This is a genomic window from Butyrivibrio sp. (assembly GCF_017635265.1).
In the GTDB taxonomy this organism is placed as follows: Bacteria; Bacillota; Clostridia; order Lachnospirales; family Lachnospiraceae; genus Butyrivibrio.
Window position 1 is genome coordinate 123,624 of the sequence record NZ_JAGBLU010000091.1, and the last position, 16,737, is coordinate 140,360.

The 16,737-nt window shown below is 39.5% G+C and carries 13 protein-coding genes; all 13 read left to right on the top strand.

Annotated elements, in window-relative coordinates:
• Nucleotides 1–2 precede the first annotated feature (2 nt).
• The 13 genes from J6O61_RS10695 to J6O61_RS10755 all read left to right on the top strand — a co-directional run bounded on the left by J6O61_RS10695 (nt 3) and on the right by J6O61_RS10755 (nt 16,717).
• A complete protein-coding gene (locus J6O61_RS10695; RefSeq protein WP_292212880.1) occupies nt 3–959 on the top strand; it encodes a CIS tube protein in 957 nt (318 codons plus the stop codon).
• A gap of 12 nt (nt 960–971) precedes the next feature.
• Nucleotides 972–2,015, top strand: a complete 1,044-nt coding sequence (locus J6O61_RS10700) for a CIS tube protein (RefSeq protein ID WP_292212882.1) — start codon at nt 972–974, stop codon at nt 2,013–2,015.
• A 16-nt stretch (nt 2,016–2,031) separates the two neighbouring features.
• Complete coding sequence (locus J6O61_RS10705; protein ID WP_292212883.1) at nt 2,032–3,180, top strand: phage late control D family protein; 1,149 nt, start codon at nt 2,032–2,034, stop codon at nt 3,178–3,180.
• A 26-nt stretch (nt 3,181–3,206) separates the two neighbouring features.
• Complete coding sequence (locus tag J6O61_RS10710) at nt 3,207–4,019, top strand: phage baseplate assembly protein V (protein WP_292212885.1); 813 nt, start codon at nt 3,207–3,209, stop codon at nt 4,017–4,019.
• Between the two features lie 20 nt (nt 4,020–4,039).
• Complete coding sequence (locus J6O61_RS10715; protein WP_292212888.1) at nt 4,040–4,483, top strand: GPW/gp25 family protein; 444 nt, start codon at nt 4,040–4,042, stop codon at nt 4,481–4,483.
• Nucleotides 4,484–4,493: 10 nt separating this feature from the next.
• On the top strand, nt 4,494–7,562 hold the full coding sequence (locus J6O61_RS10720; protein WP_292212891.1) for a baseplate J/gp47 family protein: 3,069 nt from the start codon (nt 4,494–4,496) through the stop codon (nt 7,560–7,562).
• Between the two features lie 23 nt (nt 7,563–7,585).
• Nucleotides 7,586–9,682: a baseplate J/gp47 family protein gene (locus tag J6O61_RS10725; protein WP_292212893.1), complete on the top strand. Its 2,097-nt coding sequence runs from the start codon at nt 7,586–7,588 to the stop codon at nt 9,680–9,682.
• 20 nt (nt 9,683–9,702) lie between these two features.
• Nucleotides 9,703–10,761 (top strand): phage tail protein, encoded by a 1,059-nt coding sequence (locus J6O61_RS10730; RefSeq protein WP_292212895.1) that lies wholly within the window; start codon nt 9,703–9,705, stop codon nt 10,759–10,761.
• 23 nt (nt 10,762–10,784) lie between these two features.
• On the top strand, nt 10,785–11,459 hold the full coding sequence (locus J6O61_RS10735) for a cell division ATP-binding protein FtsE (protein WP_292212897.1): 675 nt from the start codon (nt 10,785–10,787) through the stop codon (nt 11,457–11,459).
• 3 nt (nt 11,460–11,462) lie between these two features.
• A complete protein-coding gene (locus J6O61_RS10740) occupies nt 11,463–12,341 on the top strand; it encodes a sensor histidine kinase (RefSeq protein ID WP_292212900.1) in 879 nt (292 codons plus the stop codon).
• 68 nt (nt 12,342–12,409) lie between these two features.
• Nucleotides 12,410–13,024, top strand: coding sequence for an SH3 domain-containing protein (locus tag J6O61_RS10745; RefSeq protein WP_292212903.1), 615 nt, complete (start codon nt 12,410–12,412; stop codon nt 13,022–13,024).
• A gap of 85 nt (nt 13,025–13,109) precedes the next feature.
• Complete coding sequence (locus J6O61_RS10750; RefSeq protein WP_292212906.1) at nt 13,110–16,139, top strand: hypothetical protein; 3,030 nt, start codon at nt 13,110–13,112, stop codon at nt 16,137–16,139.
• Entirely contained in the window at nt 16,139–16,717 is a 579-nt protein-coding gene (locus tag J6O61_RS10755; protein ID WP_292212909.1) for a hypothetical protein, read from the top strand. The genes J6O61_RS10750 and J6O61_RS10755 overlap by 1 nt, the downstream gene beginning before the upstream one ends.
• The last annotated feature ends 20 nt before the right edge of the window (nt 16,718–16,737 follow it).

Here is a 16,737-nt window from a genome sequence, read left to right on the forward strand (position 1 = left end):
TAATGGCTCAAAATGTTTTAGGAGAATGGACCAGCAGTCTAAAAGGCATGTTTGTGGATGGCGCAGCGGAGAAGGCCATTCTATACATTTATATTAAGGACATTTCGCAGAACCAAAATCAGGGTCAGGGAAACGCAGCACACAAGTCTGATGATAATATGGTGAAAAGCATGGTCAAGATGCAAAACACTTTGACAGAAAAAGCCAAAAAGTCTCTTGGGATAAAGGATATCTTAAAAGGTATAGGAAGCGATATTAAGAATATTGTCATGCCAGGGAAAAAGGCAGGTAATGGCGTCGGGGAGATAGCAAATGAAAACCGGGATTTTGTGAAGTTCACTGTTCAATATAATCCCGAATCCATAAAACTCACTTCCTTTAACGGTAAGATTCAGCATAGAACTTCCGATGAAGGAAACGTAGCACAGCTCAGGAAAACGGAGTATAACGGAAAAACCACTATGAGCTTTGATCTGGTGTTTGATGATTGCGACAATGTGGATGCTTTTATGCTAAATGATCTGGTCAATATGAACTTTACCAGTGCCATAAATAAAGGATTAAACATGTATCAAAAAGGCGATTTAACAACAAATCGTGGAAAGAACAGCCATAGTGTCAGAAAGAGAATGGATGCTATTATGTCGTTGCTTTCTCATCCGGATACCCAGCAGGTTATTTTTTTCTGGTCAAGAATGGTATTTAGAGGGATGGTGACCAGTGTAAGAAATACTTATACAATGTTCAATCCTGCCGGCAATCCTATCAGAGGGAAAATGCATATTGAGATTACTCAGGATAGAGAAAAAACAGATCTTAAATATGATGAAAGTTATTGGGACAATTCCTATAAAGAAATTTTTAAACAGAGTAAAAGCCAGGAGGGTGATGCCGATGCCGATAAGCAGGGTATGTGGAACAAACTTTCCAATAATGCGTTCCTTAACATAAATATTTAACGAGGTTAGCTGATGAATATTTTAGAAAGCCTGAAAAGTTCAGCGGGTATTGTTGAAAAGGCAGTACTCGAGGTTGCTGATTTCAGCGAAAACAAATTGGAGAAAACCGATGTTCCGGCTCCTGAAAAAAATAAAGCCAAAGTTGCAGGTGCTAAGGACAATTTGACAAAGGCTAAAGATACTGCAAACAAAGCTAAGAAAAAAGCTGAAAAGGTTAAAAGTAAAATAAATCTGAAGGCAGTAAAAAACTATGCCAAAGCTCCTTCAAAAATAGCAGGGATTCCGGGAAATGCAGCTAATGCATTAGATGCAGATGGGGAAGATGAGCAAGACAGGATTGAAGGGCATGAGAAATATAAAAGCTACAGGTTTCATTGCCAGTTTAATCCGGAAGAAATAACTATTTTCGGATATGCCGGTGATACGTTGGCTACTCTGGACTATCAGGAACACGAAAAAAATACCGGTGATGATGGAAATAAACAGGATGATGTCAAAATGGCACCTGCTAACGCTCATATAGAGATGAATTTTAAGCTGATTTTTGATAAGAGTGTTAATTCGGATGCGTTTTACTCAGATAAGTTCACCTTGAGTTTTTCCAATCTCGGAAAGGCGGTTGCAAGTTCGGTTGCGAAGGGTGTTTTTAAAAAAACCTATTCAGTTCAGAGAGAGGTGGAAGCCCTGACGGCTATTGTTCGTGACAGTAAAAAGAATCTGGCTGCTTTCTATTGGGGGGATATGTGTTATCAGGGAGTTATAAATAATATCAGCGCTGAATATGTCATGTTTAATGTTAGCTGTGAACCTATAAGGGCTTACGTGACTGTAAATATGGTTCTGCTTGATGAGAAGACAGATATGGCTAACTCGGATCTATGGGTTCAGGAATATATGAATGATATCCATGCGATCCAGGAAAGAGCGAATGCTGAAGATGTTGTAAATGCAGCCAAAGAAGCTACAGAAGCTGTTGACCCAAAAAAGAAGGAAAATGAAAATATTAAAAAGATGGTCGATAAGATAGGCGAGATTGCGAAACAGGTTCAAACATAAAAGGGAGCAGTTTTGAATGGATGGAATTGATCTGACAGAACTTAGTAAAAAATATGAAGGGTTTTACGAACCGCTGGTAAAAGTCTATGTTGATGGTACAGACATTGAGGAAGATAAGAAAGTGAAGATGAGGGTCACGGATGTTTCTGTCAGCATTACAAGTGATTATAAGGCAAGTATTGCAGAGTATTCTCTCATATATGCCTATAACGTAGGGGGAGGGGCCTTCAGAACCAGTGATATTAAGAAGTATATCAGCATGGGCACCTGTATTTCCATATATATGGGTCATGCTAACAAAATCGGAGAAGTTTTCAAGGGGTTTATAGCAGGAGTAAATTTTCTTTATAACAATGACAGCTTTCATGATGCAGCCATCAGGATAACGGCCTTTGATGTAAAGGGAATCATGATGGCAAATAACAGGTCAAAGCGCCTTAAAGCCAATTATTATTCAGATGCAGTGAAGGAAATACTGAATCAACAGACCTATCAGAACCTCCAAAATAATAAAGGAATATCAAGCATAACTATAAATGACACACCGGATAAGCCTAAAGAAAAAACCGGAAATGAACAAGCGGATAACAGGCTTGAGATGGTGGCGGAGAGTGACTACGACTTCGTGGTAAAAGCTGCAAAGAAATTTAACTACGAGTTTTTCACCATAGGAGGACATGTAGTTTTCAGAAAAGCAAAGTCTGACAAAAAGGAAATAGGAACCCTATCGCCACATAAAGCAATTTTAAGTTATGACATAGGCTACGATATTACAGGAGTAGTAGGAGAGATTGTAGTGAGAACTCTGGACATAGGTAAAGCCAGTAAGATAGAGGTTAAAAAGAAAAATAATGCTAAATATTCAATTGGCACTAAAGCAAAACCACTGGTAACAAATCAAACTTATGTCTATGTGGATTCTGCTATAGAATCCCAGAAAGATGCTGAAAACAGAGCAGCATATCTTCTGGAGGAGACTTCCTACAGGTTAGGATCTTTAAAGCTGACTCTAAAGGGACTACCTGAAATCTTTCCGGGAAAATTTATTGTATTAAAGGGTTTTGGAGATGGGGCTTCCAATAAGTTCTATGTTACAGACGTGGAGCATGAATATGACGGTCATAGTTATACCACAACTATCATTGGCAAGGCATCCACATTATAAATTAGGAAAATATCGTCGGAGGGAATATGCCTTTTTTTGACATTGTTGATGATGTTACCAGACAGAAGTTCAATAGAAATGAAATGGGGGACACTCGTATTACAGGGATCCTTTTAGGCGTTGTTGTCAAGAACTATGACAAGAAAAAACAGGGCTTTATATTGGTGAATCTAAACACCAGAGATTATGAAGAAAACAAGATGGTATGGGCAAGGGTGACACTTCCTTACGGAGGGGATAAATGGGGAGACTACTTTGTTCCGGAAGTGGGAGATCAGGTTCTTGTCACTTTTGAACAGGGAAATATAGAACGAGCCTTTGTTGTAGGTGCTGTTCCAAAAAGCAGTTCCGAATTCATGAAAAAAGCTTTTGATGAAAAAAATCAGTATAAGCGTATAACTACTAAAAACGGTAACACCATAGATATAGTAGATCATAAAGAGGGAGAAGGCGAAAAGGACAAAATAAGCCTTTATACATCCAAGGAAAAGCACAAAATTGTTCTGGATAATGAAAACAAAAAAATCCTTATCACAGACAAGGAAGGCAAAAACAAGATTCAGATGAAGACCGAGGATGGTCAGATGGAAATAATAGCTTCCCAGAAGCTTACCATAAAGGTTGGAGATAACATAAAACTGATAATGAATGGAGCAAATGGAACAGTAACCTTAGAAGCTACAAAACTTAAGATGACGACAACAGAATCCACAGAAGTAAAGTCTAACAGCCGCATGACCATGGAAGGAGGAAATGTTTCCGTAAAGGGCAACTCCATGGTGAAAGTTTCAAGCAGCGGGCCTGTATCAGTAGAAGGAACGCCAATAAAGCTTGGATAAGAAAGGGAAGAATATTATAGATGGAACGGGAATTTTTAGGAACAGGAGTAACTTTCCCACCGCAGGTAGATCCTGCGACCGGAAGATTTAAAATGAGCGTAGGCTCTCAAAGTGTCAGGGAATCTGTTTATCTGATTCTTATGACTCAGATATCGGAGAGACTTACAAGACCTGAGTTTGGTACAAATACGGCAAGCTACGTATTCATGGATGTCAACCAGACTAATCTTACTATCATGAAAAGAGATCTGGCAGACAGTATTTTGAGTCAGGAGCCGAGAATTTCCTACGTTAACATACAGACGAGCATGGAAGCACAGCAGGGATACATACTTATAAATGTTGATTATACACTGGCGGAGAATAACCAGAGAGATAATCTTGTTTTTCCTTTCTATCTTAATGCAGAACCGGCACCTGATGAAGAAGAAGAGTATTATGAACCTGAAATCATAGATACATGATGGGGGATTTATGAGTAACACTTTTAATACTCAGTCCGCAGAGGACTTTGAGAAAATAATTGAAAAATTCAGAAGAAGCTATGCTCCTGAGTGGAAGTTTGATCCGAAAAATCCTGATGCCGGTACAGTTATCGCACAGATATTTGCCCGTCAGATGGAAGAAAATAACAGGCTCATGACCAGGATGCCGGAGAGGTATCACATAGAATTCGTGAATATGCTGGATACAACTCTTCGGTCGGCGAAGCCTTCCTCAAGTATGGTTGTTTTTAACATGGACACTGACACCATCATAGGGACTAGTGTTCCAAAGGGAACCAGACTTGCGGCCAATTCCGATGAAACTGATTCGGGCTATCTTATTTATGAGACAGATAGAAATCTGTATGTGACTGAGTCCAAGATTAGAAGTGTTTTTATGACGGATTCAGATAATGGAACAATAACTCCAATATACGGAGAATTCAACCCTCCTGAGATACTCTCGGGAACCATATCATCTATAGCTTCTGATGACATGGAAGAAATCGAGACCGATATTCCTGATGAGACTACTGAAGACGCTACAGAAGAGCGAATGACTATTCCGCCCTTTTCTCTTTTTGGTGAAAAAAGAACCATCGGGAGAAGTGTTCTTACAATGTATGAACCCAGACTTTTTGATGGAAATATGGAGCCCATATACGTAAGATTCGAGGGAGGATCCCAGGTAGTTGAAAAAATACTTAATGGAGATCTTACTTTTAAATACTTTACAGACAAGGGTTTTGAAAAGTTTGATAAGATGGAAATTTTAGCTGATAATAAGACCTTTATGCTCCTGAAGAGTAAGGACTGCAGGAAAGTCAAAATTTCAGGAAAGGATTATTCAGTGGTTGTTTTGGAATCAGAAAAGACCATGACAGGTAGTCTTGAGATAAGCGATGTTTCTATATCTGCAGGCGGAAACAGAGTTTCGCCTGACTACGTGGGGGATGGAATATTAGAGCTGAACCCGGAAAAGTTCAAACCCTTTTCGGATACTATGGCTGTTTATAACGAGTGTTACATTGGTAATGATCATTGCTTTTCAAAGAGCGGAGCGACAATAACTTTGGATTTCAAGGTGACTTACCATGAAAATATATTGAAGATCAATCCGGAGCAGGAGGGAAATGATCTGGCAATAATCAAAGCCAAGCCCCGAAAAATGACCTTTGAAGTACCGGCAGAAGTAAAGGTCAACGAGGTTATTATTGAGTACTACAATGGCATTGGCTGGAAGAAACTACAGTGTGACGCAGAATATGCCGGCATGTTTGAAAATTGCGAAAGTGGGGAATACAAACTTAAGTTTACCTGTCCCGATGACTTTATGGTTTCTGAAAGTGGTCCATACATGGGAAGATGCCTTAGGATGCGGATAGTAAGATCAGATAACTGCTATATGCGTCCTGCAGTTCACACATATCCTATTATAGAAAAGCTAAGGATTTCTTTTTCTTATGAGGGAAGATTTGTTCATCCTGCAAGGCTGGAGAGAATCTTCGGAACGACTAAGGAAGATATTACTGAATATCTTGGAAGAAATAAACCTTTTACAGCATTTTCGGGATCAACTTATCATGAGGATGCTTTGTATATAGGTCTTGACAAAAAACTGGTGGAAGGACCGATCAGCCTGTATTTTCAGTTGTCTGACGCAAGCATACATAACAGTGCAGGTTTTAGCGTAGAGTATAGTTCACCCTTGGGCTTTTCAAAAATGAAGATAACGGATCTTACAGAAAGCTTTACTAAATCAGGCTCTGTTATGTTCATGCCACCTTCAGATATGGTCAGGACGAATCTGGAGGGCAACAGATTATTCTGGCTTAAGATAAAAAGAAATAGAAAAAAAGCTGACGATTTCAGCGATGTTTTTCTCCCATATATTACAATGATGTGCCTTAACGCTGTAACGGTGACTAATCTTCAGACATCAGAAGAGATGGACTATTACATTGATGAAGTAATTCCGGACAGAAGTATTTCACTTGGAGTTTCCAATGTTTTGGACGCAAAGGTCTTTGTGAATGAGATGGGGTTTGTCAGCAAAGAGGAAATAGATAAGATACTGCAAAATGATCCGGAGAGGGTAAGAACAGAGTATGATTTCCTGGGGCGGCTTTTAGCTGTTTATATTCAGTGGGATGAAACAGAGAGCTTTGACAGCGCGCCTCATAAGAGATGCTATCGCATAGATCGTATGGATGGGACGATAATATTTTCCGATGGTAATAAGTGTGAAATGCCAAGAGTATTGGATGATATTGCCTTTAAAGCTGTTGTAAGATCCACGGATGGCGAAAAGGGAAATTTGGGAGTCGGTGAGATTACTTCATTCACTGAAGCTGCACCATATATAGAAAGCGTGTTCAATCCAATAAGGGCTATTGGTGGTAGTAATTTGGAAACCTTAGACCATGCCATGGAAAGATGTGCAGGGGTTATTAATTCAAGACATCGACTTGTGACAGAGTCAGATTTTGTGCGTTTTGTCATGGAATTTAACGATAGCATAGACAGATGCAAGGTAGTTGTGGGGGAAAACCGGGACGGCGAGAGTGAAGAAGAAAATAATCTCTCAATAGTTCTTTTGATGAAGGATTATGCTGACGGCTCATTTTCTTTTCACCGTATGAGCAATACTCTTAAGAGGGATATTTATAAAAAGTGCGTGGTAACAGTGACACCGGATACACTGCATATAGTTGAACCCATATTTGTCTACGTATCGGTAAATGTGTGGACTATGGTAGTGGATTTGGACGATGCTTTTGATGTACAGAGTGAGATAAAGAGCATTTTGAAAGGGTATTTAGAACCAATCAGAAAAGAAGGTCATGAAGGCTGGGATATAGGCACACTGCCAAAGGAAACCCAAATTCTGATGAAGCTCAGTTCTCTAAGAAACAAGAGTATGATCCAGAGAATAACCATGACAGGCAAATACGTGGATTATCTGGGTGAACACGAATTGGATGTGAAGGATATAGAAATAAGTCCTTTCATGGTAGTTAGAAGCGGAGAGCATAAGGTTTACATAACTGATAAATAATCGGCAGGAGATGAGCTGAACATATGTTGAGTGTTGAAGAATTAAGGAGCAGGATTTACGAAGAACGAATAGTGGATGTAATGAACGAGATTCCGGTAAGGAGCTCAGAGTGGACGAACTATAATCCATCGGATCCCGGTATTACTATCCTGGAGAACATGACTGCTTTTTCGGCTCTGCAGGGGGAAGAGATTGTTACTGTTGACTACAGAGCTAAGATGGCACTTTTAAAGATGGCAGGGTTTCTTCCTACAAGAAGTAAGTGTTCAAAACTTCTTTTATCTGCTGATCAGCTTGAAGAACCAATGCTACTAAGAAACGGAGAGAGATTTTTTCTGGGAGATTTGTGCTTTGAGACTACAAAGGAAACTTCTGTGGGACAAAGCAGGATTACCGGAGTTTTTGCGCAGCAGGGAGATGAATTTAAAGATTTAACTTACCTTTTGGATAGGGAAATTAATGTTTCTGCCAGGATATTTGGCGAAAAGCCTAAAGCAGGAAACAGCCTGTACTTCATTATGGAGGGGAATCCCAGCGATTTAAATGAGATCATTTTCTACATAAAAATGGTGGAAAATGAAAGGAGAAATAAGACTGAGGATAGGCAGGAACATATTTTTGCTGATATTGAATGGGAATGCTACACCGATAAAGGCTTTACAAAGATGCATGTAAGAGATTTTACATCGGCCTTTATAAATTCCGGAGAGATAAGGCTTACACTTCCTCAGGACAAACTTAAAGTCTATGAGGTTGCAAATGTTAAAGGCTATTGCATAAGAGCCACACTTACAAGAGCTGATTATGACATTGTTCCCAAAATGACGCATATTTTCAGTTTCCTGTTTGAAGTCTGGCAAAAAGATACCAAGTCATTTTCTCAGACCTTTAACAAAAATGACAAAGTTAGAGTAACATCACCTCTGGGCAGGGATGTTTATTATCTGGTATTTGGCAAAGAAAAAAAGGGTTCTTCCTACAGAAGATATGAACTTACCAGAGGGACTGAGGGAAACGGAAGATACTGCAATATTTCAGAGACGGATGATGGCTCCGTAATTTTTAGCTTTTCGGAGGAAAATTTTGGATTCCGGCCTTTAAAAGGCAAGGAATGTGTCAGGGTAATCATCTATAGTGAAGAAATAATGCGTAGGTATAACGTTGGAAAGGTTATCGGGTATGACGACCAGGAAATAGAGCTTCCGGTAAAAAAGGTTGTGAACGAGACTTTCTTTCTCATAGCAAGAAGAAAGGATGCAGAGGGATATTATTATGATTTCGTGAGACCGGAAAAGAAAAATGATGGAGATTTATACTATCACCTTTTAGAGGGAGACGGAAAAATAATCATTGAAGATCCAGGTGACTATATTGATGCGGATCTTTTTATGGGAAGTGTCGCTGTTATGAGTGGCGACAGAGGAAATATAAGTGCAGGAAATTATCTGTCGATAGAAGAAAACAGAGGGATTACAGATGGCTTTTATAATCCGGGACCCGGAACGGGAGGCTGCTATAGAGAAAATCTCGAGCAGGTAAAAGAGAGATTTCAAAAAGATGTTAGACAGGTATACAGAGCGATTACTGCAGAGGATTACGAATATATTGTAAAGACGACTCCCGGACTGTGCATCAGAAAGGTAAAAGCTGTACCTTCAGCTTTTAACAATAATGTCAAGGTAGTTGTACTGATGGACTGCGATGAACAGTTTCCTAAATTATCCGACATCTATGTAAAAAAAATAAGCGAGAGGCTAGAGGAAAGAAGACTGATAACTACAAGCTTTTCCATAATAAAGCCGTCGTTTGTTGCAATAGGTGTCAAGTGTACAGTGTATGTAAAAAGACATTATGCAGATACTTACAGTCAGGTAGAGGAGAAAATCAGGCAACAGATCGATTACATAAATTCTGACAGAAATTTTGGAGATGCCCTATTGTTTGAGGATGTCTTTAGTGCAATAGAAAATTTGGACTGCGTTGATTATGTATATAATCTGAGCTTTTTCTCGGAAAATAGTAAGCTGGCAACACTCAAAGAATATGACATAATCCCCAGATATGATGTCTTATGCTATCCCGGAGACATACAGCTGGAAGTTGTTATATCAGATAAATAAGCAGGAGCATAGGTTTTTTCATGGCATATGATATTTGGTATTCGATAAAAAATAACAGAATAAAACAGGCCTTCATATCCGGTTTTAACATTGAAGGCAGAGATACGCTCAGATTCGATCAATCAAAAAACGGGCATTTTCTATACTTGAGAGAAATTGACGGATTGGCGGATGATGCTTTATGGGGGCGCTTTACCTGCGATCTTAAGCTTTCAGAGGAATTGATTTGCTATATATACGTGGCGGCAACCAACTTCCTGACCACGTCATTTGAGGGAAAAGAGAATATTAATATTAGTGATTATCTTTGCAGTGACGAAATTAGTCGTGACAGAAAGATGACTTTGATAAACAACCTTGGGGCTAAGAGATTTGTAAATACTGATGACTTTCTTTTGTATGATCTGAAGGGTAGATATCTCTTTGTAGCGGTGGAGATGATTGGAGGAGGAAAAGCTCATATAGGGAAAATGAGGATTGGTGTAAGGGGCGACAACTTCATGGGATCTTTCCCTGAAGTATATCAGGACAGAAACAGCTTTTTCCACAGATATCTATCCATTTTCTCAAGTATCTACAATGATATGAGTGAGCAAAATGAGAAACTTTACGAAATGCTGGATTTGGATAAATGCTTACCTGAACAGCTGGAGATGTATGCTTCCTGGTTTGGAATCAATATAAGTGGAGGCGGACTTTCTACAGATACCATGAGAACAATTGTTAAAGAGGCCTATCAGCTTAGCCGAATGAAGGGAACAAAGTGGGCCATTGAGCGTGTTTTGGAAATTATGTTGGGCCAGAAATATGTTTTGTATGAGAATCGCCTTACAAATGGCGAATTTCTGAATATAACGATACTTATTGATAAGAAGCTTACAGAACAGCTAAGACATCAGATTCTTTTTATGTTAGATCAGTTTAAGCCTGTGAGAGTCAAGGTAAAACTTATGCAGATGGAAAGAGAGGCTGTCATAGACGGCAATAATTATCTGGATATTAACGCAAGCATACCGGCTGAAAAGCACGTTGTTCTTGATAAGGAATCTATTTATGATGGAGCGATAACTTTGGTGTAGGTGTCGGAAGGCGGTGAAGCAAAATGATACGTTTTTACAACATCACTAAAAGATATATGACTGAAGATGGAATGATTACTGTTCACAGAGATTTTTCTGAGCAGATAGAGGACGGGGAGTTTGTGGTAGTAACGGGAGAAAGTGGTTCCGGAAAAACGACGCTTCTTAAACTTCTTCTTAAAGAGATAGAACCCGATGGAGGAGAAATAATTGTGGATGGGCAAAGACTATCATCCATAACTAAGGCTCAGATTCCCTATTACAGGAGAGGGATAGGTGTTGTGTTTCAGGATTTTAGGCTGATTCCGGACTTATGTGTATACGACAATCTGTATACTACAATCATTGCTACCGGAGGAGCGGGAAAAGATGCAGTGCGAAAGATCACCAATATTCTGACTATGCTTGGAATTGATCATCTGCATAAGAGGTTTCCAAGGCAGATGAGTGGTGGTGAACAGCAGAAAGTATGTCTTGCAAGGGCTATCATAAATAATCCTAAGGTACTACTGGTGGATGAGCCCACAGGAAATCTTGATCCTGCTTCATCTATAGAAATAAACAGGCTCCTTAAAGTAATAAATAACCAGGGGACGACAGTTGTAATGGCTACTCATGATCAGTTGTCCATGGGAGGGAGCGGAGTTAGAAGAATCAATCTTGATAGTATTCAGAAAAAAGAGCGTAAGGGAGCATAAAAAATGTCGAAGGAACAGAAGTGGTCGTTGGCAGCGGCATGTGTATTGTATGTAATTACAATTATTGGATTTTTCTATTTTAGTCTGACACTTATAGTGGTGGTGTTCTTACTCTTTTCACTATGTATTTCTTACTTTGCCTATCTGTGCTACAAAACGCACAAGGACTATACAGGAGCAGAGCATTTTCAACAGGAAATAGGGCTTTTAAAGGCTGAGAAGGAACAGATTGTTGGAGATTATGAGATCCTTATAAGTGAAAAAGACACAGAGATAGGAAATCTGCGTGGTCAAAGCGAGGAACTGTCGAAAAAACTTACCGACATGGAAGCAGAAAAGGATATGACTGCAAAGAAACTGGAGGAGGTGTCCATTGAAGTCAAAAAGGCTGAAAGAATGAAATATGAAAGTCTTATGCCTCCTGAGGATGATGAGCAGTCAGAAGTTGATATTGTTGAAATAGCAAAAAGAGCCGTGGCCGAGTTGGATAAGGAAGCAAAAGAAGTGGGACTTCGTGTAACTATATCAAGTTCTTTCGACAAGCTTATGGTTAAAGCTTCAGGTAACAGACTGCTTGTTATGTTCAGAAATATAATAGATAACTCTATTAAATATATGCAGACTGCGGGCAATCTGGTGATCACTATTTCTACTGTAGGTGATGATATTTTTATAGTCCTTAAGGACACCGGAAAGGGACTTCCTGAGGATGAAACAAAGCATATCTTTGAGTTAAATTATCAGGGTTCCAACAGAATAAGCGGAAATGGGCTCGGACTTACTCAGGCAAAAGCTATAGTAGAGCATTATGGGGGCACAATTTATGCGAGAAGTCCACAGGGAAACGGAATGGGTATTTATATCCAATTACCAACTGTCTGATATTGGGAAAAGGGGAATGCATGAGACATAATCAAAGAGTTTTTTCATTGCTTTTTATATTTTTTATAGTGGTAGCTTTAGGATCAATTCTTATTTTGGATGGTGATTTTTCTGTTTTTGACAGAAGCTCTGACTATACCTGGAAGCTTAATGATAAGGAACATGATATTGATCTGGACAATGATTTGCATGAAGATGTTCTGACGGAGAGAGAAGAGGGTATTCAGGACGCAGTAACTGAGCAGACAATGGCCATTCATGAGGATCTTAAGGCAGCTAAAGAAGCTGAGACTGAAGAATTTGATGATGAACCGGAGACTGTTACAGAGAAAGAGCCAAATACAGAGGAAGAGCCTGCTGCAGAAGCTGAGACTCAAAGTCAGGTTGAAATTAAGTATTACACCTATACCACAGATACTATGGAGACAAGTTTAAGACTTAGAGAGCAGCCAAGTACCGACGCTGAGATACTGGCAAAACTTCCCAAGGGTTCGAAAGGCTATATTTTAAAACCCGGAAATGAATGGTGCTATTGTGTTACATCAGATGGTAATACCGGATATCTTTTTACAAGATATCTGATAGCTAAAGAGACAAGTAAAAACAGTTTTCCAAAAGAATTTCAGGATAAGGTTGAGGCACCGGATGAAGAACTGGATGATAGGTTTTTAAGAAACGGTTAAAAAAAAGAAGATCTTGCCGAAGTATTAATGAAGGATGTAGATAACCGAATTATGTATTTTTGGGTTTTAGTATGAGGGTGGCGCTATGAGAATTAGAAAAAGACTTAACAATCTCAAATCCGGGGCAAAAAAGGTATTGATAGGATTACTTATACTATCAGTGCTAAGTACAGCATCCGGTATAGGGACATTAGTAGCTTATGCCACGGAGGATGATCCGGAAATGACGTCAGATAGCAGTAATATAGCTGATAGTGAGGAGGAAGATGGAGAATCGGATGTTGTTGAGCCAAACGTCACTACACATGATGAACATGACTATAAATATGCCTATAATGGAGATAATTCCCATATCGTGACATGCTCCGGCTGTGATTACAGCAATGTGGAAGCCTGTGACAGCGATGGAGAAAATGGTGCTTGTACAAAATGTGGCAACGTGCCTGAGTCTTCAGAAAACATAGATGCAACAAGTGATACTTTCGTTACAAGTTTTTCAGTTGCAACAAGTAATATATTAAATACAAATAATTTAGGCGCAGCAAGCAATTCAGCCGCAACAGGCAGTACCGGCGATACAAGTAATACTGGCGCAACAAGCAGTTCAGCTGCAACAAGCAATTCAGCCGCAACGAGTAGCACAGCCGCAACAAGTAATACAGGCGATACAAGTAATGCAAGCGCAACAAATACTACAGAGCATGAGCATCAATATGTATATTCCTCAAATGAAGATGGCACGCATACTATAACCTGTGCACTTTGTGACTATGAGGTTACAGAGACCTGTGATGAGCTGGGTGACGAGGGAATCTGCTCTCTGTGTGGCTATGATCCCCAAAACACTGATACAACAGCGCCAACAGTAGACAATTTAAGTAAAAATACATCATCAGATAAAATAACGCTTACATTTACAGCCACAGATTTAGAATCCGGGGTTGCAGGTTTTGGTGTATATTATAGCAAATCTTATCAGGACGCCCCTTCCAAGGATACAGTTTGGAATGAGGGTCAGAAGGTTGAAGGGGATCAAATTACCATATCCGGAAATTCATATTCCGCAAGCTATGATATTTCTGATCTTGAAGTTGATGTTGCATATATTTTCTATGTGGTAGCGGGGGACGAAGCAGGGAATATAAGCGATATAAGTAGCATTGAAGGTGGAATATACAAAGAGAATATAGATCTGGATATTCTTTATAACGGTGAGGCGTACAAACAGTGGTACAATACAGACGTTGTCATAAGCGCAAGTGGTTATAAGATCGCGGCTACAGGAAAGACGGACTATCAGAAATACTTTAAAGTGACAGATAATGGAACCACAACGCTGACTCTTGATTTTCAAGATGAGAATAATACAGCTAATCCTTTAAAAACCTATAGTATGACGATTCGTATTGACAGGACCGCCCCTACGGGAAAATTTTCAATGGGGGATTATTCCAGTAGTTCTGTTACCCAAAAGAGTGAGACAGTATTTTATACCAATAGTAATCCTTCTGTCAGCATAAGCGCTGAGGACAATGCTTCTAATGATGTTGGTGGCAATTCAGGGATTGATTACATTAGCTATGTTGTCACAGATACATTTAATTCTTCAATTGAGAATATGAAAGCTTATATGAGTGAGAATAACCTCAAGTGGAGAATCTATACATCCGGGGAAGAGATTAACTTTATTAAAAGCAAGAAAAACTATGTTTTTATAGCAATTTATGATAAGGCAGGAAATGCGGGCTATATCTCCACCGGCGCCATTTATTATGACACTGTTTTACCGGTGATGCAGGCTCAAAGAGTTATTGCTACAGGAAACAGTGGAGAATACAATGTGGTTCTGGCAGCTAAGGATGCTGAGAGTGGAGTCAACAGATTTAAGTTAATATATAAAGAAACCTCTGATGAAGATACCTATGCACCTACCAAGGAAGATATCTTTAATAACGGAATCTACATAGAGACCGCTAAGTCTGAGGACGATATATATGGAGCTTCATATAAAGTTACAGGGCTTGATGCTTCAAAAAATTATAAATTTTTTATGGCTGCAGTGGACAGGGCAGGAAATATCAGTGACATTAAATCTGTAGCTGTAAAGGGAGAAGAAAGCAGTACTACAGCAGGTAACAATTCTTCTAATTCGGGAGTATCGCAGGCCGGTTCCTCTAATTCAAATTCAAGCCTTACGGCAGCGCCAAACGGAATTGCGGGTTCAGGATCAGCATCTTCTGTAAGTCCGTCTAAAGCACCAAAGAAGACAGAAACCCAAACAGAAACACCGGCATCAAGGATTGAGAACTACGTCATTAAGCGGGATCCGTACATTGCGGATGCCACCGGTAAAGTTCTTATAGGAGAAGCTAAAACCTCCGGATGGGATAATGTCTCTAAGGCTCTTTCTTCCGCTGATGGTGTAGGTGTAGTGGAAATAGAAATGTCAGGGACCAGCCAGGTTCCTGCGAGCTTTTTCGAAATAATCAAGGGAATGGACATGGCGGTGAGACTTCGCATGCCTGATGGTATCAAGTGGGAAATCAAGCCGGAGACCATAAAAGTCAAGTTATCTGACAAAGATATGGAAGTTAAACTTGGCAGCAGGAATATTCCTGATGTAGTAATAAGCGAAGTAGCAGATGTTTATCCCCATGTGGAATTTTCAACCTCAGTTACAGGAGAACTTGGCTTTGATTCTGTTATCAGCGTTCCTGTTAATAGCCTCAATGCCGGAATGAATGCTGTTTTGTACAAGTATGATTCTAAAGAAAAGGAGTTGGTGGAAGCAGGGAGTTCTGTGGTAGATGAAAACGGTATTGTACAATTTGATATTTCAGAAGGCGCTGATTATACAGTTATTATTTCTCCGGAAAAAACTTTGGGAGAAGCTTCGATGACCACTGTTTCCGGAGTCCTTACGAATTATGATTCTGCGGGAAAGGCTGGAAAACAGATCAGACTTACGGATATATTTACCAAGAGAGGAGGAGCAGCTTTGTGGCTGTTTATGCTAAGCTTCACCAGCATTGGACTTTGTTTGGCAATACTTTTTATACCGGCTTTCCAGCTAAAAAGGGATGATGATTTCGAAGAACTTTTTAAGGGGGATTAATGGACGTTAACGAGTTTTTGGAAGCTGTACAAAAGGATGTGGGTAGTCTTTGTGAGGAAACAGATGTTAAAGACGATGTTATTAGAGGAATGTTAACGAATCTTGGAGTTGGAGGATCAGCTGCAATCCTTGAGGTATGTCTTGAGGGAGCACAAAATGGAAGTGACCTTCCTTATCCTGTTATGAGATTTCATATTACGCTGGCTAAAGACATTGATAAAGAGCTTTACAAAGATGTAACCTTTGCTCTTAATCAGCTGAATACTGTAATAGCTAGTGGAGAATACCCATCCATTGGAAATTTCTGCCTTTATATGCCTCTTGGACAGATATTTATGAGCTATCGTATGCCTATAAATACAGACTGTCTTGAGGGCGAAGTGGAAAATGTCAGGTTCTTTTTGGGAACCGTTTATGAGCAGCTGGATATTTTTGCTGATATGGTCATGTTCATTGCAAACGGAAATGAACTGGTAACCATGGATGAATACCTTAGATATCTGAAAACAATTCAAGATTTCGAAAATCTTGAGGAACGCGCTAAAAAGCTAGCCGATATAGTGGACAAGCTTGCTTAGTCAGTAAAAGTGAGGAAATG

What these genes read in the sequence shown, in the direction of transcription:
- J6O61_RS10720 (WP_292212891.1), top strand. Translation starts at nt 4,494, where the DNA reads ATGAGTAACACTTTTAATACTCAGTCCGCAGAGGACTTTGAGAAAATA.
- J6O61_RS10715 (WP_292212888.1), top strand. Translation starts at nt 4,040, where the DNA reads ATGGAACGGGAATTTTTAGGAACAGGAGTAACTTTCCCACCGCAGGTA.
- J6O61_RS10695 (WP_292212880.1), top strand. Translation starts at nt 3, where the DNA reads ATGGCTCAAAATGTTTTAGGAGAATGGACCAGCAGTCTAAAAGGCATG.
- J6O61_RS10735 (WP_292212897.1), top strand. Translation starts at nt 10,785, where the DNA reads ATGATACGTTTTTACAACATCACTAAAAGATATATGACTGAAGATGGA.
- J6O61_RS10705 (WP_292212883.1), top strand. Translation starts at nt 2,032, where the DNA reads ATGGATGGAATTGATCTGACAGAACTTAGTAAAAAATATGAAGGGTTT.
- J6O61_RS10710 (WP_292212885.1), top strand. Translation starts at nt 3,207, where the DNA reads ATGCCTTTTTTTGACATTGTTGATGATGTTACCAGACAGAAGTTCAAT.
- J6O61_RS10730 (WP_292212895.1), top strand. Translation starts at nt 9,703, where the DNA reads ATGGCATATGATATTTGGTATTCGATAAAAAATAACAGAATAAAACAG.
- J6O61_RS10750 (WP_292212906.1), top strand. Translation starts at nt 13,110, where the DNA reads ATGAGAATTAGAAAAAGACTTAACAATCTCAAATCCGGGGCAAAAAAG.
- J6O61_RS10740 (WP_292212900.1), top strand. Translation starts at nt 11,463, where the DNA reads ATGTCGAAGGAACAGAAGTGGTCGTTGGCAGCGGCATGTGTATTGTAT.
- J6O61_RS10700 (WP_292212882.1), top strand. Translation starts at nt 972, where the DNA reads ATGAATATTTTAGAAAGCCTGAAAAGTTCAGCGGGTATTGTTGAAAAG.
- J6O61_RS10725 (WP_292212893.1), top strand. Translation starts at nt 7,586, where the DNA reads ATGTTGAGTGTTGAAGAATTAAGGAGCAGGATTTACGAAGAACGAATA.
- J6O61_RS10755 (WP_292212909.1), top strand. Translation starts at nt 16,139, where the DNA reads ATGGACGTTAACGAGTTTTTGGAAGCTGTACAAAAGGATGTGGGTAGT.